This window comes from Helicobacter salomonis (assembly GCF_017979425.1).
GTDB lineage: Bacteria > Campylobacterota > Campylobacteria > Campylobacterales > Helicobacteraceae > Helicobacter > Helicobacter salomonis.
On sequence record NZ_JAERIS010000010.1, the window covers coordinates 1 to 18,210 of the forward strand.

Consider the following 18,210-nt stretch of genomic DNA (forward strand, 5'->3'; position numbering starts at 1 on the left):
TTAACCATCAGCGCGCGGGCTTGTTGCATTTCTTGGACCAAATCAACGCTGACAGCCCATAGGGGACTGATGAGTAGCAGTATGCCAATGAGGAAAATCATCTCAAACTCCTTTATTTAATACAAGCTAAAGATTTTATTCTTGATCAGGGTCTGGTAAAAACTCATTGAAATGCTTCCAGCCCTGGACTTCCAACATGCCATTGCCTTCATCGATTAAATTGGTGGTGTTATCCGCAATAGCACTCTTCCCGGGGTCTTTGCCTGTGAAATAAGAGTAGCTATAGTAGCCATTCTCTTCATGAATGCCACAATCTTTTTTTATTACATTGAGTTTTTCAGCCATGTTGCGTGCTTTGCTAACTGCATTAAAACAAGCCTCAGCAACCCTAGTGTTGTCATTCTCATTACAAAAATATCTACCACAATCATAAACGGGTAATCGGCTCAATGATCCCACTAAAATGACATGCACTGCGTTCCCTTGTTGGAACTTTGCGAGGATTTTAGAAACTAGGTTGATGGGGGTGTTATTATCCTTTGCAAGGTCATCAGCAAAATCGGGCGAAGCCTGCACAATCACATAAAAATCTCTCTTGGCATTTTTAGGCACTAGATCGATTCTATGGGCTTTTTGGAAAAAGGTTTTTAGGGGTTTGGCATAGGTTTTCACATAATTATAACCCGATGCCTCCTCTTTAAAATCATTCAAAAGCGCTTGATCGCTTTTATGCAACCCACGCACACGCCCGGGTTTAAACCACAGCTTGGTTTGCGGGCTATGCAACCACACGCTTTTATCATGGCTTTGTTTGTCTTGAAATAATGCGATTTGAAAAGGGGCATGGGTCAAAGTGGTCTGTTTTAAAATCTTATAAGCATCTAGACCCTGCGCTTTTGTGGGGGGTTTAGGAGTGTCTAAACTCTTTAAAAAATCGCGCGCGCTGATAAGTCCTATTTTGGGGTTATAAATAAGAGGGGTGGGGTTGTTGTTGTGTAAATATGCCCCCGTTTTATTGGGGTTTCTTGCAAGTGCGTGGCGGCTGTTGTCTATAACGCCAAAGAGAAAGGTCTGCCAATCTCTGCTTGTATCGCCCACTTCTTCAGCACCTTTAGGCACTTCTTCTAGGGGGCCATGTGGTATCTTACAAGCACCTTTAGTAGAGGTGGCATGGAATCTTTCTTTGAAGTATTGGTAAGTTGCAGATAACTCCCCCACATTGTTTATAAGGAAAACATGCACGCGGTAGTGCTTGATAATGGTGGGGAATTTTTTAAGGATTTCTTGCGTGCGTTGGTAGAGATTTTTGTGGTTATGCCCAAAACTCAAAATGAAATAGAGATCGGGGGCTTGGGGGTTATTAGAGGGGAAGTGATCCAAACAGGATTTAGGCAACACCTCAAAAAAAGAGCCAAAGAGAAGAGGGGCGTTTTTAGCGCGCAATTCTTGGGCACGCGTATTGATTTCATTAAAGAGAGTGGCATGATCTCCAAAGGCTTGTTGCACTTCTATAGCTTGGGTGGTATTTGCGTCCATCAGCCACACACTCGGACCATCAAAGATAACACTCTTCCAAGGCGTGCCCTCCAAAGGTTTTAAAGAAAGTAAGGTTTCTTTAAAAACAGGTGTGTCTGCCTGAGGATTTTTTGCCCCACTGATGAGGAGTTGGTACATCTTTAGGGGCATGGCTTGGTTGTGGGCGGCTATTTCATCGTATGTTTGGCTAACATGCGCGCCATAACCATAGTCACTAGGAAGGGGTTTATTGGCCAGCTCAAGGTCTCTTTTATCCACCCACCACGCCGCCCATTTGCCCTTGTAATCCACAACGAGCACCTTAAAATTATCAGTATCCACAGACTTAACCACCTTGCCTAGAATGTGGTTTTGTTCTAGGATGGCTTGCCCATCGATCTTTATTGTCTCCTCAGCCACAAGGCATACCAAGCACAAGCCCCATAAGATGAAAAGACACTTTAGCGTGTGTAAAAACTTAGATAATCTCTTATCAAGTCTGCACATGTTCTAATCCTTTATATTCTTATGCGCACAAGCGCGGGCATTATAAAGAATTTAGATCAATTTTGGAGAATCCCCGGGCTCTTTTTGCCATCTTGCCCGTGGGGATCATTTCTGTTTTGGCGACAAATGATCCGAGTCTTAAAATCTACTATTTTGTCTGATTTTCTTGCCATATTTGGGTAAATTTTTGGAAAGTCATGGGGTCCCTGTGTTTGGAAGCCTCTTGGCTTTGGTCATAAAAAAGAGGGGATTCTAGGAGTTCAGAAACCCCAGTTTGGGTGTTTGTGCGCAGCGTTTGCCCGCTTAGTCTGTCTAAGTAAAATTGACCCTTTTGTAATTTAATGGTGATGGTGAGTTTTTGCAGGGTGTTAGAATATTCACGGCTAAACTCCAGAGTGAGCAAATCCCCTTGATGGGCAAATCCGCCTTGCTGGTAACCCTCTAAACACAGACTGCGCCCGATAATTTGTTGCTGGTGCAAAATACTCAAGCACACCAGATCGCCAAGTTTTGAATGGGGCTTGGGGGTGCTGCGCACAAGGGTATAGGGCGTGTCTTGCATGATAAGATAATCTATGGAGTTTTGCAGGGATTCCCCTTTAAAGGCAAAGATATAGGGCTGTGTTTTAAAATACTCCAAGAGCTGGTTTGTAATAGCCTCTAGGGGGTATTTGTGGGGGTCGTGTGGGTCGTCCCTTAATTGATCGTAAAAATCATGGTAGGTGGTGTGCCCCCAATCTTCAAATTCTCTGAATCGGTATAGATAAAATCCCTCTTTGCTAGTGATTCTAAAGTCGAACACAACGGGTTTATGTTGGGCTTGAGAAGTGGGCGTGGGCGGGATAAAGCGCGTCATGGCTAGTCTTATCAATCTAATGTCTTGTTTGGGAGTTTGCTCAAAGACAGGTTCTGTGAAATTTTTCAAGCAAAAACCTTTTTCAAGCGCGCCGCTCTGCTTGATGACGCCCAAACACATGCCCTTAGCTTGCACCTGATCCTCTTTGTAAAACTCGCCATAGGCACTCAAAAGGAGGGTGGTGCTCTTATGGCAATGGGGTTGATCTTTTGGGCACGAGGTGCCGTATGTTAGATAATCATCTAGGCTATAAGACAGATCGCTTGCAGAGGGGTATAAAAAGAAACGCTGATACTGCTTTGTTTGCATAAAATCTGTCAGCCATTGCTTGATCGCCACTAAGGCTTGTTCTTGCGTTATAACAAATTGCATTGTGGTAAATGGGCTACTGGCCCCGTGCAAAACAACCAGTCCAATCAAAAGTCCTAATACCTTTTTCATCTGCGCTCACACAGCCCACGGAAACGGCACTCGGTTTCAAGTTTGGAGAGTTTGGGGATGCTTAATTGATCCCATGGAAGCAAATTTTTAGCACTAGGATCGTCTCTGGGTTGCCGATAAAAAATATCTGTGCCTAAAAGTTCTTTAAAAGCACTCTTAGTCTCCACTTGGAAAACTTGTTGGCTATACTGGTATAAATACAAAGCCCCATCGATCTCTTTTAGCGTGATGAAACCTTTGTAAGCCTTGATAAAAGGTTTAGAGGTGGGTTTATTTTGCCAATAACTCTCTAGGGTCAAAAAACGCCCCTTGTGGGTGAATTTAGTTTGCGCCCCTGCGCTATGGCATATACCCCAATATTCAAGACCTTGAGGACGGATATAATCACAACCTGCTAGAGGGGTGTGATCCAAGTAAAAATAGGGGGCGATTTGGTATAAACGATAAGATCGCTTGCCCATCGTAACATCTACGGGGAGTTGTTGGGGAGGATTTTTGAGACCACAGAGGCGATCTTTGACCTGCATTTTTAATTGATTCAAAATGTTATTGTTGAGCTCACCCATAGCGATTTTATGCGTGCCCTCTGGGTCATCTTGGGATAGGCAATAGCGATCGATTCGTGCATAAGCACTCTGTGCACCGTAATAATCTAGGTAAAAGGTGCGATCGATGATTTTAAACGCTAAAATGGGTAATGTGGGCTGCCCATAATAAACAAGACCCCCCCCAAGCACTAAAACCAAGTAAGGTTCTTGATTATGCTCCACAACTTGGGCAAATAAAGTCCCATTAAAACCCTCCAAACAAAAACCCTTGTAAAGTTTGCCTTGATACAACACACCCGAGCACATCCATGCATTGTTAGTGGCTTCATTATTGGCATAAAATTTAGCTTTAGCATAAAGAAAGGTGTATTTTTCGCCCTTAAACTCAATGGGGACTTTGTTCTCCACACTCCATTCTGCTTGGGGGCTGATCACATAGTAATTATTGGCATCTTGGCTCATCTCTTTGGGCACAAAATCACGCACCCACTGCTTGACCTGCTCCATCGCTTTGCGATCGTCCATAGCTTGTAACGATACTGGAGAGCAAACTAAAAAACACAGCAATATTCTTAAAAATATCTTCATATAGATTTTCTCCGCGAGTGATTTAAGTCTGGGCGCGTAATCTGTAGGCACTAACATGGTTGTTTGCCAGTTCAGATTGATACCTGCAGTTCATAGCAGAATCATGTAATGGGATTCTAATGAAGTGGATCATTGAAACCCTCTCCCTAAATTCTTTTGCAACGCCAAGCATAACACATTATTAGATTTAAAGACTTGGATTTGTTGGTGTGGGTTGTCATACAAACAGGGGGTGCGATCTAGAGTAATCAAGCGTTCTTCTTTGAGCTTTTTTTGCATGCGCTGGATTAGGGTTTTGCTAGGGTTTTGGAAACTTTTTAAGCAGAGGTTTAAGAATTGCGAATCCAAGTAAGAGGGATACAAACAGACTTCAGGGGTGCTCTCAATTTGGCTAGATGCACTCTTAAGCTGGGCAAGTATCTTTAGGTAAGCTCTTCCCATCTTAGCTAAGTGGATACTTTGGAAGTAGTGATAGTCTAAAAGCTGGTATAAAAGTGTGGCTAGATTGGGATCGCCCAGTGCTTGGGCAAAATCTACAACAAGTGTTGTAGGACTGTCATCACCCAAGCCCATCAATCTATTTAAAATCCCATAGACACTAAGTCCGGTGTCTAAGTCTTGAAATAGATGGATAAGTGCGGGGCTTTTATGGGGGGTGTCATTATATACACCTACTTCTAGGCTATCTGTGTCTTGCCATATCTCATCCATGTTTAAACAATCTGGAGTCCAACACGCGTGTGTGTTGGTGTAGTGGTGGATAAACTCGATGTGTGCAAAGGGGTTAATCCCATGTTGTTGGAGTTGCAAAAGGGGAGTATAGAGAAATACGTTAATTTGTGAAAAGTCTAAAGCTATTTGTTTAGCTGTTTTGCTAAAAGAGTGCACTTTGGGGCTATCTGGCATGGATTCTTTAATAAGCTCTAAGAGGGCAAGTGTGCTAAATAGATGCATCGCTTCTAGCATGGCGCGCTCTTTAGGGGTGTTTGCCCTGAATTGCTTTAAAATGGGGATAGCAACACTTTGGGCTAACTGGAGTATTTGTTGCCTTTGGGGGTTTTCTTTTGTCAAAAAGACATGCGAAGATGGAGGGTGCGCCTGCTCATACAATATCTGCATCTCTCGAATAGGATTTGCGAGCAGGGGGAGAAAGAGTAATCCCATCCAAAGTAAAAAGGGCATAGATTTCCCTAAAATTTCATCTTTTGTAAGGCTTGACAAAGGGCATTATTAGATTTGAAAATTTGGAGTTTATCCTTAGGGTCTAAATACACACAAGGGCTATCATCAATAGAAATCAAACGCACAAGGTGTAGTTGATCTTGAATGTCCTTCGTATTGTAGGTTTGGGTTTGAAAGAGTTGTAGGCAGGTTTGCTGTGATTTTGCGCTTAAATACTTGGGACTTAGGCACATGGTGGGGTGTTCTTTTAGCGTGTCTTTTAAAATTTTGGGGTTGTCATTTCTTAAGAGATCGTAAAAAGGGGCGTTACGATTTAAGGGGATCACCCGTGCTGTGTAGAGATCAGAGAGATGTTCTGGGTCTATGCGCTGGGCGTTTTTATCCATGAAATCCCAAAATATGCACCTAAATCCACATGTGTCAGATACCCGCTCCCAAGCTATCCCTCCATCAAAGATGGTGTTCAGAACTATCGAAACCCAATAACTATAGTCTGCATGGTGGGCGAAGATTTGCATGGGGATATGCGCTTCATGCATATCTTGGGCTAAACGTTTTCTAAAAGGCTTATGGGGGACAATGTTTTTTCTCCGTTCTTCATATACCCTTGCTCGATTAAAATCACGGATATTGTTTATACGGCGCAAATCCGTATTTTTAGAAAAGATACGATGGAGTTGTTTAAGATAGACAATCACATCTAGCCCTGCTTTGTGGGCGTTGAAAAGCGGGGCATAGAGCCATGCGTTGATGTGTAAAAATTCGCGGGCAATAAATGTCTCCTTTTTTTCAAGCAAATCTACTACTATGAGGTCTAGGGCGTTAAACATGGCCATATCCTTCACATGGGCTAAAAAAAGCTCTTCTCTTGTGTTTTTGGGCTTAAACTCTTGAAATAAGGGAACTTGTTGGGCTACGGCTTTAGCTAGGGGAATAGAGGCATCGGTGTAATGCCGCATAGCCCAAGTCAAAGCGGGTAGGTATGCTGTATCTGGGTCATTTGGGTTATTGGGATCGTTTATCTCATCGTCTATCTTGGCGGAGGATTTTTGCATGTAATCATAGAGTGTCTTAAACGCCTTGAAAAATTGGAATTCTTGGAGCGTGCTTATTGGGATAAAGATAGTTACTACCTCTTCTTTAGCTTGCAGATTTAAGACCAAGAGAGCTAAGAGAAGTAGGCGGATCATTTAAGCCCCTTTTCTAAATGTTCTTGCAACGCCAAACAGATCGCGTTGTCAGACTTAAAGCTTTGGAGCTTGTCCTTAGAGTTAAGATACACACAGGGGGCGTTGTCAATGGAGAGCAGGCGCAGGGAGTTTAGGTATTGTTGCAAGGGTTTGGGGTCATAGGTGCGTTTTTGAAAAATTTGCAAGCATACTGCCTTAGCCTCTTGGTTTAAATACTGGGGTTGCAAGCAGGGGGTGGGGTTTTTGGGAAGAGTTAATTGCATCGCAGCTATCATGTCCTTCATCGCTTCTACAAAATTATGGAAATTTGGATCGCCTGCAGAAATCAAACCACTGCCACCAAACATCAAACCATTGCCACAAGGGTTTTTCATTGCGCGCACATTGGTAACAATTTCCCAATAATGACCCATGTTGCTGGTGTATTGATCGGCACTATTCCCCAAGAAAGTTTTGATGCGCGCCTGGTAATAAGTTACCCATAATTCCAAATCTTGCACCTTGACACCCATAACACTGATGATCTGATCTTGTAAAAAATTTTGACTGGTAGGCTCCACATCAAAAATATTGGTGTTGTAACCGCTCAAATCATTGCGCACATTAATGTATTTAAAATCCTCAAAAAAGTGGCGCATAGTCGGGGTCTTCGCGCCTTTAGTCATATTTAAAATATCTTCTTGGGTCTGCATGTTAGACCAATAATTATAAAGGAAAAGCGGATCAAACTTGGCGTGCAGTACCTGTAAATAATCTGTAATGTCCAAACCCTGATGATAAGCCTCCAGCAAGGGGGCATAGATCAACTCTATGTTCTTTAAAAATTTTGACGCGTTCTGTTGGGCATTAAAGGGCTTAACACGCTCTGGATGCTCTGGAGAATCATTACAATCATCAATACCGGGAGTAGAATCGCGCAAAAGAGCAGCGAGGTTAAACATTTCAAGGGCTTTGAGTGCTTGGATGGCTTGGGCTTGCTTGAGGTTTCTGGGTTGAAAGGCTTGTAAAAGCGGGATATGATTGACAAAGGCTTTTAGGTGCTTTACAAGGGTTGGTGCCTCTTTTTGCATGGCATTTGAATAGAGCATGTCACTATCTACGCGGTAGCAACGCTCTTTGAAGGCTTGGTAGTAGATTTTGACCATCAATGCACGGGCTTGTCGCATTTCTTGGATTAAATCAACGCTGACAGCCCATAGGGGACTGATGTATAAAAGGATACAGATGAAGCGGATCATTGAAACTTCTTTATTTGATCGGGATCGGGCAACAGCTCATTAAAATGCCTCCACGCTTGTGCCTCAAGCATGCCTGCACTGTCTGTTAAATTAACGGTGTTGTCATTAATGATATTCTGTCCGGGTTCTGTGGGATCGCCATCATAAGTGCATCCTTTAAAAGCCTCGAGCTTTGCCGCAAGACTATGCGCCCTGCTGACTTTATTAAAACAAGTGCTGGCGACCCAATTTAGCTCCTCATCATCACAAACCGTATCGCCACAATCATTAGTGGGGAGTTGGGCGAGTGAGCCCACTAAAATGATATGCACCGCATCCCCTTGTTTGACCTTTGTTAGGATCTGAGAATCTAGATCGGTGGTGGTGTCCTCACTGGCTGTAAGCCCATAATCCGTGTCCGAAAACGACATGATCACATAAAAGTCTCTCTTGGCATTTTTAGGCACTAAATCGATTCTATGGGCTTTGTTAAAAAAGGTTTTTAAAGGTTTGGCATAAGCTTTCACAAAATTATAAGCGGATGCCTCCTCTTTAAAATCGCCTACAAGGACTTTGTCGTTTTCATGCAACTTACGCACCCGTCCGGGCTTAAACCACAGCTTGGCTTGGGGGCTATAGAGCCACACGCTTTGCTCACGGCTTTGTTTGTCTTGCAAGAGCACGATTTGAAAGGGGGCATAGCGCAAGCTAGCCTTTTTGACAATCTTGTAGGCACTCAAATCCTGCGCTTTTTTGGGGGGTCTAGCCCCTATGGGGGTGTCTAAACTCTTTAAAAAATCGCGCGCGCTGATGAGCCCTGTTTTAGGGTTGTAAATATAGGGGGTGGGGTTGTTGTTGTCTATATATCCTGCTTTCTCATTGTGTTTTTCCGCAATGCCAAAGAGAAATGTCTCCCAACCCCTGCCTGTATCAGCCACTTTTTTAGAACCTTTGGGTTCTTCGGCAAGCTGGCCATCGGGGACACCACAAGCACCTTTAATGGAAGTGGCGTGGAATTGCGTTTTAAGCTGTTGGTAAGATTGAAAAAGGGCTTTACAGGGGGGATTGGTTTTATATTTGCCAACAATACCGCAGTCTTTAAGGGGATCATCACTTGTGTCTGGTATATCACAATAGCTAATGTCCCGCTCTAGGGCAAAAACATGCACGCGGTAGCGTTGTAAGATGGTGGGGAATTTGTCAAGGATTTCTTTGGTGCGTTGGTAGAGATTGGTGTAATGCAGATCAGAATTATCAAAATTTAAAACAAGATAGAGATCGGGGGCTTTGGGGTTAGTAGAGGGGAAGGTGTCCAAGCAGGATTTAGGCAACACCTCAAAAAAAGAGCCAAAGAGAAGGGGGGTGTTTTTAGCGTCTAATTGTTGGACGCGCGTGTTGATTTGATTAAAAAGAGCAGCATTATCTCCAAAAGCTTGCGTAACTTCTATGGCTTGAGTGGTGTTTTCGTCTATGAGCCACACACTGGGACCATCAAAAGTAGCGCTCTGCCAACGCGTGCCTTGCAAGGGCTTTAAAGAAAGTAGGGTTTCATTAAAGTCAATAAAGTTAGTAAAAGAAGTGCCTGTCGTATTAGTCAGGAGGTTATACATTTTTAAGGACATGGCCTGGTTATGCGCGGCTATGTCATTATCTAGGTCAGCACCATAGTAATTATCTGGTCTTTTATTAGTCAGCCTGAGCGTCTGTTTATCGATCCACCACGCCACCCATTTGCCCTTGTAATCCACAATCAGTGCTTTATAACCCGGACTATAAGAGTAACCATCGTGATATAGATTTGTCTCCACAGACTTAACCACCTTGCCTAGAATGTGGTTTTGTTCTAGGATAGCTTGCCCATCGATCCCTTGTATCTTCTTAGCCACAAGGCATGCCACACACAGGCCCCATAAGATTAAGAGGCACTTGAGTGTGTGTAAAAACTTGGGATTGGGGCAATACCCTCCACTCTTAGAGGGAGGTTGCTTTGCATGTAATCTCTTATCATGGTGTCTGCACATCTTCTAACCCTTTATTGTTCTTATGCGCATAAGCGAAGACATTATAAAGATTTTAGATCAACTTTGAAGAATTCCTTAATTCTCTTTGCATCTGGGCTCTCAAGACGGACTTTTTATGGGCACTAAGAGACTAACCCTAGAAACCCCAAATTTAGAAGGTTTGGGTGGAGTAGAGGTTAAAGGGCCAACAAACTTAAGAGGGCAAATCACCTCCTATTATATGCAATAACCGCGCTCTTTGCATTGGGTAAACAAGTAAATAAAGATAGATGTGTTGACATCACTTAAAACTTCGGCGCGCTTAGAGTTTTTAAGCATGTTCTTGACTTTTGGTCTCTCTAAGCAAAACGCTTTAGTATACCTAAATGTGGGACAAGTAGCGAGTTTGTACAAAAAGTCTGCACGGGTATAAGCGGTGTATTGGTGTAATTTACAGTTGCCTCAAAGTGGCCTTGAGATAATTCTTAGACTTCTTAGTGGGAGCATCCTGTTCCTTTCTTTGGTTCTTAGGTAGAACACTTGCTGCAGGTGCAGCGTATTAGTGCCTTAATAGACAAAGGGATGATCTGTTTTCTTAAGAACGTTGAACTCTTTTTCAAAAGCAAAATGGTTTGATTTGATACTCTTTTGATAATTTTCCATCCATTTGACTAATCCCCAGTTATAAGCAAGCCTAGCCCAGCTAAAACAGGGCACAGCCGCCGTTTGTTTGATAAAAGCTTTTCTAAAATAGGTCTGGGCTTTGTGGTTAGGTTTGATTAATTTGTGGATTGTAATACTACCAGCTATTTTAGCAAATTTTAAAGCTTGTACGAGCAGGACAGCCCCGTAAAAATTGATAGTTTCATAGGAGTATGTGTTCATTGCGCTGTGTCTAGCTCGGTATCTTGTACATCATCTCACAATTATACTGTTTCTTGTAATAATTCCACACTCGCTTGCTCTGCATGGGCTCTATCAAAGATTACAGAAGGAATTTTAGGGCGGCCAGAAACTACAATTACTGCCATAGGTTTTAAAATAGCATTGATATGGGGAAGTGTCTGTTGTGCCTTTGCACGAATCGCTCGAAAAAAAGCCTCTTGCCCGCGTTGTTCGATCGTCACATCGATCATAGTCTGGAACGCCTGCATTTCTTTTTCATCCATACGAAACAAAAGAGCCAAGTACTGAATGTACCAAAAAAGAGGCGGTAAATTTTTACGCTGTCATCCTCGATAAATTTATCCATCAAACTCTTGCCTATTTTAGTCCCCGCTAGACCTCCAGCAATTCCACCTACGACATACTGCGCGAAAGATAAATTTGGTACGCTTTGAGCTAGGGTTTCCACAAAAGAATCGGGACCATCCTTATAAGCGGTGGTGTAAACTTCCTTGAGATCATGGGTAGCTTCCTTAGACGCCTGGTTTAAATAAAAGGTCAAAGAGCCCTAGAGAAGTCTTGCGCATAGTTTGGTTACATTTGGGGCAGGTGGTGCTGGCTGCCACTAAAATCCGCTGGGCTCAAAGAGTCGCTTTTAAAGGCCACGATTTTAGAATACCCACAGGAGCACACAAGTTTATAAGATTTAGGTGCAAGGGTAATGGTCTCTGACTAAGATTAGTGCCCAGTGCGCTAAATCTGCGATGATTTTTCAACTTTCTCCCCACCGATTTGTTAGTTACAATCAAGTTCAGATTATAGAGTAGGTGATAATACAAATTACCTTTAAGATAAAATCACCCCCACACCTCCGTCAAAGCCAATCTGGCTTAACTCAAATGCCACACACCGGATGAATTTTACTTGCAGGGCGATGGGTAAAACTAAGTACCTTAAAATTTGAAAGATTATCGCCTAGGGCTGTATGGCCGTGCGCAGTTTCAGGATAACTAAAGGTAACCTGCACCCATTCTCGAGCGTGCACCAAGGGTTCCATGTTTTCCTTGCTATATGCCTTGACAGCCACCTCAAAATGCGCCTGTTTCACTCCATTGGCTAAAGCGACGATCCTAGGCTGGGTGAAGAGATATGCCTTGGCGATCGCATGGGGTGCAAACACCTGAGCGTTACGCTTGAATTGTTCGAGGACCGCAGACTCTAATTTGGGGTCGAGCACGCTTTGTAAGAATTCGTAACGAGCCTGCTTTTGGGTTGCGTCGTGGCCAAAGAGTGCTTGGGCAAATTTGTTAAGAAAAAAATTATCAAACCGCGTGCTTTCTTCAGAAATGGTTGATATAGAAGTAGCTGCCCACAGAGGAGCGCTAAAGCTGAGGAATCCGCAAAGAGCGGTGGCAACAAAAGGCTTCATGAGGAACCTCCTGGTTTGGTTGTATTTGCAGAGGGGTCTAGCGCGATTGGGTTAACCTAGTCTTAATAGGAGAAAAGACTCTAAGCATTCTAGCAAGAAGGGTAAAGAGCTGAACCCAGCCACGCCTCAGCTTGGATGCAAAGCGCATTTACATCTCCGCTGGCAAAAAAACGCACTTGGGGGGGAGCAGTGAGGGGTGTGAGGCGGTGGCTCTCTTGTAGGTGGTGCACGATTGCATCTCCAGAATGCACTAAGATACAGGAGCATTTAAAACGCTCTTGAAAATACCTCTGCAAACTAGGGGCGATAAAGGGAAAATGCGTGCAGCCCAAGATAATCGCTGCAGGCGCATGTTCGATGGCTTGAAAATAATGTTGCATGCACGCTTGCAATAAATCCCCCTCTAGCACTCCCTCTTCAATTAAGGGCACAAAAAGCCCTGTAGCTAAACTCTGCACATTAATATAACCGTGCGCGTGGAGTTGCTGGGCATATTGGCCTGAAGCAATAGTGGCGCGTGTGCCTAGCACCAAAATAGGCGTGTGCTTGTCTTTGAATTGTTGCGTGATGGCTAGAATGCCCGATTCAATCACGCCCACAATGGGGATAGAAGAATGCGCGCGCATCACCTCTAGGGCTAGGGAACTTACCGTGTTACATGCCACTAACAGCATTTCAATTTTATAAGGTTTAAAAAATTCTAAAGCCTCTAGGGCAAAGTGCTCGATCGTAGCCTTGTCTTTAGGTCCATAGGGCACGCGCGCAGTGTCACCATAGTAGATAATATCTGCAAACAAGCGTGCCTCTAAGACGCTTTTAAGCACGCTCAAACCCCCCACCCCGCTATCAAAAACCCCTACGCGCACTAAGAACCTTGATTCATCAAGTCCAAAAATTCGGCATTGTCCTTCGTAGTTTGCATTTTAGAGTAGATAAAGTTCAGAGCTTCCACATCGTCCATTTGCTGCATCACATTGCGTAGAACCCAAACTTTGGTGAGCTTATCCTTGCCCAGCAAGATATTGTCTTTACGCGTGCCCGATTTGAGCACATCAAAGGCGGGGTAAATGCGCCGATCGGAAATACTTCTAGCTAATACAATCTCGCTATTGCCCGTGCCTTTAAATTCCTCAAAGATCACCTCATCCATGCGCGATCCGGTTTCAATGAGAGCAGTAGCGATAATGCTCAAACTCCCCCCCTCCTCGATATTGCGCGCCGCGCCAAAAAAGCGCTTAGGGCGGTGCAAGGCGTGCGCGTCCACGCCCCCACTCAACACCTTACCACTAGAGGGGGTAATCGCGTTGTAAGCACGGGCTAAGCGGGTGATCGAATCTAGTAAAATCACCACATCTTTACCCATTTCTACGCGCCTTTTAGCCCGCTCTAGCACCAATTCGGCAATGCGCACATGGTTATGGGAGGGCAGATCAAAAGTCGAGCTAAAGACTTGGGCACGCACGCTGCGTTGCATGTCCGTAACCTCTTCGGGACGCTCATCTACTAATAAAATAATGAGCTCCATTTCTGGGTGGTTGGCGGTGATCCCATGGGCCAACTCTTTCATCAACTCGGTTTTACCTGTGCGGGGCGGGGCGACAATGAGGGCGCGCTGTCCCTTGCCAATGGGGCTAAAGAGATCGAGCATACGCCCGGTTACTTTAGTGGGTTCGTATTCCAGCTTGATCTGCTCGGTTGGGAAGAGTGGAGTTAAGTTATCAAAGAGAGGGCGATTGCGGATTTCATCTAAAGGGAGATAATTCACCGCCTCAATTTTGAGCAAAGCGTAGTATTTCTCTTGATCTTTGGGGGCGCGCACTTGACCGGTTACAATATCTCCATTGCGCAGGGCAAAGCGTTTAATTTGGGAGTGGCTCACATAAGTGTCATTCTGATTGTCTGAAAAACTCCCATCCATCCCTCTTAAAAAACCATACCCCTCATTGGACATCTCTAAAATACCCGTGAAGAGAATATAGCCCCCCTGGCTAACCTGATTTTTGAGGATTTCAAACATCAAATCTTGGCGTTTGTATTCTTGAGGGTTTTCGACTTTGAGTTCGTTGGCAATTGCTAAGAGTTTCTCAGTGGGTTTTGCGCGCAATTCCTCGATGCGATACCCACTCACAGGGGTATGGGTTCTTTGTTTATGTTGCTCGTGAGCCATTAAAATCCTTAGGGGCGGATGGGGTCAAGCCAAACCTACGCTGATATTTTTAAAATTTAGGGAAGCGATCAAAGAACCCACTCTAACATAGCTAAAATTACAAATGGCTTATATTGGCAGGGGTTGGAGCCTAGAATAATTTGGCGAGCAGTTGAAAGGCATCTAGGAGGTGATCCTTAAAGCGGTGTATTATGGAACCTAAAACCATAATAAGCCCAATGAGCGCGATCGCAATTTTAAGAGGAAAACCGATGGCCAGCAGGTTAAACTGAGGGTGTGTTTTCATAATCATGCCAAACACCACATCGCTCAACATGATTAGGGCGAGAATAGGAAAAGCCATGCTAAATCCTATGCTGAACAGGTAGGCGAATGCCTTGACACTCGCTTTAGCGACATCAGCTGAGAGCACAAAACTCCCCAAAGGCACTTTTTGCAAACTGTGTTGCACCCAAAGAATGATGAAATGATGCATGGAAGTTTGGAGCATAACCAAAATTGCCAAGAGCAAAACCACTTGCCCCACGATGGCTTTTTGCGCACCCGAAATGGGATCGTAAGCGCTCGCCATTGTCAAACCCATCGAAAAACTAATGGTGTCCGTGGCAAAGGCTAGAGTGCTGAAAACCAAATGCAGAAAGAATGAGGCGCATAGCCCTAGCAAGAGTTCTGAAAGCAGGGCAATGAGAAATTCTTGTGTATTGAGATTGAGAGGAGTGTGCGAGATAGTGGGGTAAAAGACTAAGGCTAGGAAAAACCCTAGAACTCCCCGCACCGACATGGGGACCAAATTATTGTCAAAAAAAGGGAAAAACGCCATCACCCCTGCAAGGCGCACGAAAAGCAGCCAAAACCCCACCACATTCTGATTTTGCATCCACACAAGCCAATCAAGCACAGAAAACGATCCTAGCCCTCATGGCGTAAGAACCCGCCACCAAACTAGGAACTTGCGTGTAGGCAAACCGCATATTCAAGAGCGCAATTTACAAAGCGCTTGGGTGGGATCGCTGTGCGTGAAAAGGTAGTTGCCTACCACAAGCATATTAGCCCCACAGGCACGCAACAAGGGGGCATTATTGGCATTAATCCCTCCATCCACTTCCAAGACACCTTGATAGTGAGGAAAACGCGTTTTGAACGCTTTGAGCTTATCTAGGATAAAGGGCAAAAAACTCTGCCCTCCAAAACCCGGATTAACACTCATGAGTAATACTAAGTCTAAATCTTGCACAATATAATCCAGCCCACATAGAGGTGTGGCCGGGTTTAAACTTACACCTGCTTTGATACCTAGACTTTTGATATAGTGCACACTTCTGTGTAGATGAGGCGTATTTTCTATGTGCAAAGTGATAAAAGTGGGTTGCAAGTCCTTGTAGAGATCCACAAAGAAGAGAGGATTTTCTACCATTAAATGGATATCTAAGGGTGTGTTAAACACCCTGTGTAGGTCTTTGAGCACACAGGGTCCAAAGGTGAGATTGGGCACAAAATGTCCATCCATCACATCGATGTGGAAAAAATCCACTCCCCTAACTCTTTCTAAACTGGTTTGGAGGTTGAGAAAATCAGCACTTAAAAGACTGGCGGCAATGTGCATGTGGAATCCTTAAAGCTGGTGGATTCTGTAGGACTTGAACCTACGACCAATCGGTTATGAGCCGAGTGCTCTAACCAGCTGAGCTAAGAATCCCTTCTTCCGAGCGGGGCGATTATAACCAAAACCGAATTTAAAAGCAAGTAGATTTTCAAAGATGCCAAAGAGCGCGATGAAAGTGATAAAACTACTGCCCCCATAGCTAAATAGGGGTAGGGGCAGGCCTACCACGGGGGCTAAACCCAATGTCATCGCTACATTCACACTGGTGTAGACAAAAATCAGAATCGCAATGCCAGCCGTGATGGCCTGCAGGAAATAATCTCTTGGATCGCTTCTGAAATAGGCTAGAAAATGCAGCACAAAGCCCATGTAAAAGCTCAACAATAAAAACGCGCCCAAAAATCCAAAGCGTTCTACAAAATAGGCAAAAATAAAATCACTGGTAGCGATGGGTAGAAATTTGAGTTTAGCCTGCGTGGATTCTTCTTGGGATTTGCCTAGGAATCCTCCAGAACCAATGGCGATGATGGATTGGCGGACATGGTAATTGGGTTTTTCAGCGATAAAATCGTGAATACGCTTTTTCTGATAATCATGTAAGGAGCTATAGATGAGTGGAGAGGCGATGGCAAAGACTAACCCTAGAGTGATCCAAATCTTGGGGTGCACGCCCACCAAGAAAAGCACTCCAAAACCCATGATCAAAATGACCAACGCCGTGCCCAAATCAGGCTGTTTTAGGATCAAGACACAGGGGAGTACAATGTAAAAACTCAACTTGCCAAAAGTTTTCCAGCCATACCCTTCACTGGGCACGGGATTGGCGCGGATCAGATGAGCTAACAACAATAAAATGGCGATCTTGACGGGTTCGCTAGGTTGGAAAGAGATGGAGGTGTCTGGAATGGTCAACCAACGTTGCGCGCCCAGCTTGCTCGTGCCCATGATATTCACCAGCAATAATAGAACAATACAAATCCAATAAAACACATGAAAACTGCGATCCAAGCGGCGGAAGGGGATGAAAAAAGCTATCCAAAAAACTCCAAAAGCCAAGCTAAAATAAATCCCTTGCTTGAAACTCAAGGCACCATTGGCTTCGTGGATGAGAAAAGCAGATAAGCCCATGAGGGGGAGCAAGAAGAAAAACAAGAGGAAATCAAAATGCGTGAGCATGCGCCGGTCGAACATAATTTGCATGGCATTAGCATAACACAAACTCGCTTGATTGTAATTCAAGGGCACTGGTCTTGGATTGCCTGATTGAGCCATAAAAATTAGGGGTATGATGGAAGTATTTTACTTGGGGTTGTTCTTGCTGTTGGGAGGGATCACTGGAGTGCTGTCGGGATTTTTTGGTATTGGGGGAGGCATGGTGATTGTGCCCATTATGTTACTGCTTGGACATTCTTATGAGAGCGCAGTGGGAATTTCAATTTTACAGATGGCTTGCTCATCTATCGTGGGGAGTTTGGCCAATTTCAAAAAGGGGCTTTTAGATGTACGCACAGGAATTTATGTCGGACTTGGAGGGATGGTTGGAGCGAGTTTTAGCGGACTTATTTTACGCAGTTTTTCGCATAAAATGCTCTTGGGAATATTCATTTTAGTAACATTATATTCCTTCATACGCTTTGCTTTTAAATCCAAAAATCCCCCTTCGTCTTTAGAGGGCCTCCACACTCTAGGACTTAAACAAAAAACCCTCTTGCTGGGTATTGGCGCGCTCACTGGAGTGTTTGCCATTAGTTTAGGCATTGGGGGAGGGGTGCTGATGGTGCCTTTGCTGGCTTATTATCTCAAAATCCCTGCCAAGCAGAGCGTGCCATTGGGACTGTTTTTTGTCATTTTTTCTTCCATAAGCGGGGTGATCTCTTTGGCTAACCATTCACTCTTGGATCTGCAGGATTTGCAATGGGGCTTGATGGTGGGACTTGGGAGCGTGGGAGGAGTGATGGTGGGTGTAAAGCTCATGCCCTCAGTGAGTGCTCTGTGGCACAGACGTGCGCTCTTGGGTGTTTATGCTTGCGCGATCGCAGTCTCCATTTACAAGTGGTTTTGAGCTGCACACAACTGAACAAG

At 44.3% G+C, this 18,210-nt stretch carries 17 protein-coding genes and 1 tRNA gene; 1 reads left to right on the forward strand and 17 read right to left on the reverse strand.

The window, feature by feature from the left end:
* Positions 1-135: 135 nt before the first annotated feature.
* The 17 genes from KCO92_RS03365 to KCO92_RS03445 all read right to left on the reverse strand — a co-directional run bounded on the left by KCO92_RS03365 (position 136) and on the right by KCO92_RS03445 (position 17,322).
* Positions 136-2,022 (reverse strand): hypothetical protein, encoded by a 1,887-nt coding sequence (locus KCO92_RS03365; protein ID WP_104695530.1) that lies wholly within the window; start codon positions 2,020-2,022, stop codon positions 136-138.
* Positions 2,023-2,170: 148 nt separating this feature from the next.
* Positions 2,171-3,319 (reverse strand): hypothetical protein, encoded by a 1,149-nt coding sequence (locus KCO92_RS03370; RefSeq protein ID WP_104695529.1) that lies wholly within the window; start codon positions 3,317-3,319, stop codon positions 2,171-2,173.
* The gene (locus KCO92_RS03375) at positions 3,316-4,392 is read right to left on the reverse strand and encodes a hypothetical protein (RefSeq protein WP_104695528.1); all 1,077 of its coding nucleotides are present in this window, start codon (positions 4,390-4,392) and stop codon (positions 3,316-3,318) included. The genes KCO92_RS03370 and KCO92_RS03375 overlap by 4 nt, the downstream gene beginning before the upstream one ends.
* A gap of 192 nt (positions 4,393-4,584) precedes the next feature.
* Positions 4,585-5,637, reverse strand: a complete 1,053-nt coding sequence (locus tag KCO92_RS03380) for a hypothetical protein (protein ID WP_104695527.1) — start codon at positions 5,635-5,637, stop codon at positions 4,585-4,587.
* A gap of 8 nt (positions 5,638-5,645) precedes the next feature.
* Positions 5,646-6,827 (reverse strand): tRNA methyltransferase, encoded by a 1,182-nt coding sequence (locus KCO92_RS03385; RefSeq protein WP_104695526.1) that lies wholly within the window; start codon positions 6,825-6,827, stop codon positions 5,646-5,648.
* Complete coding sequence (locus tag KCO92_RS03390) at positions 6,824-8,065, reverse strand: hypothetical protein (RefSeq protein WP_104695525.1); 1,242 nt, start codon at positions 8,063-8,065, stop codon at positions 6,824-6,826. The genes KCO92_RS03385 and KCO92_RS03390 overlap by 4 nt, the downstream gene beginning before the upstream one ends.
* Positions 8,062-10,065 carry a hypothetical protein gene (locus tag KCO92_RS03395; protein ID WP_104695524.1) on the reverse strand — a complete coding sequence of 668 codons (2,004 nt, stop codon included), beginning with the start codon at positions 10,063-10,065 and terminating at the stop codon, positions 8,062-8,064. Before KCO92_RS03395 ends, KCO92_RS03390 begins: the two co-directional genes overlap by 4 nt.
* Before the next feature lie 546 nt (positions 10,066-10,611).
* Positions 10,612-10,929 (reverse strand): hypothetical protein, encoded by a 318-nt coding sequence (locus tag KCO92_RS03400; RefSeq protein ID WP_199768457.1) that lies wholly within the window; start codon positions 10,927-10,929, stop codon positions 10,612-10,614.
* A gap of 41 nt (positions 10,930-10,970) precedes the next feature.
* Positions 10,971-11,198, reverse strand: coding sequence for a hypothetical protein (locus KCO92_RS03405; protein WP_158653558.1), 228 nt, complete (start codon positions 11,196-11,198; stop codon positions 10,971-10,973).
* On the reverse strand, positions 11,177-11,491 hold the full coding sequence (locus KCO92_RS03410; protein WP_104695522.1) for a hypothetical protein: 315 nt from the start codon (positions 11,489-11,491) through the stop codon (positions 11,177-11,179). Before KCO92_RS03410 ends, KCO92_RS03405 begins: the two co-directional genes overlap by 22 nt.
* Before the next feature lie 333 nt (positions 11,492-11,824).
* Entirely contained in the window at positions 11,825-12,358 is a 534-nt protein-coding gene (locus KCO92_RS03415) for a hypothetical protein (RefSeq protein WP_104695521.1), read from the reverse strand.
* 89 nt (positions 12,359-12,447) lie between these two features.
* Positions 12,448-13,224 (reverse strand): glutamate racemase, encoded by a 777-nt coding sequence (gene murI / locus KCO92_RS03420; RefSeq protein ID WP_104695520.1) that lies wholly within the window; start codon positions 13,222-13,224, stop codon positions 12,448-12,450.
* Positions 13,224-14,525, reverse strand: a complete 1,302-nt coding sequence (gene rho, locus KCO92_RS03425; RefSeq protein WP_013469104.1) for a transcription termination factor Rho — start codon at positions 14,523-14,525, stop codon at positions 13,224-13,226. The genes murI and rho overlap by 1 nt, the downstream gene beginning before the upstream one ends.
* A 130-nt stretch (positions 14,526-14,655) precedes the next feature.
* Positions 14,656-15,423: a flagellar biosynthetic protein FliR gene (fliR, locus tag KCO92_RS03430; RefSeq protein WP_104695519.1), complete on the reverse strand. Its 768-nt coding sequence runs from the start codon at positions 15,421-15,423 to the stop codon at positions 14,656-14,658.
* Positions 15,424-15,498: 75 nt separating this feature from the next.
* On the reverse strand, positions 15,499-16,128 hold the full coding sequence (gene rpe, locus KCO92_RS03435; protein ID WP_104695518.1) for a ribulose-phosphate 3-epimerase: 630 nt from the start codon (positions 16,126-16,128) through the stop codon (positions 15,499-15,501).
* Between the two features lie 16 nt (positions 16,129-16,144).
* A tRNA-Ile gene (locus KCO92_RS03440) sits at positions 16,145-16,221 on the reverse strand.
* Complete coding sequence (locus KCO92_RS03445) at positions 16,183-17,322, reverse strand: FtsW/RodA/SpoVE family cell cycle protein (protein ID WP_199766169.1); 1,140 nt, start codon at positions 17,320-17,322, stop codon at positions 16,183-16,185. Before KCO92_RS03445 ends, KCO92_RS03440 begins: the two co-directional genes overlap by 39 nt.
* A 94-nt stretch (positions 17,323-17,416) precedes the next feature.
* On the opposite strand from KCO92_RS03445, the gene KCO92_RS03450 reads away from it, so the two are divergent.
* Positions 17,417-18,190 (forward strand): sulfite exporter TauE/SafE family protein, encoded by a 774-nt coding sequence (locus KCO92_RS03450; protein WP_104695517.1) that lies wholly within the window; start codon positions 17,417-17,419, stop codon positions 18,188-18,190.
* Positions 18,191-18,210 lie beyond the last annotated feature (20 nt).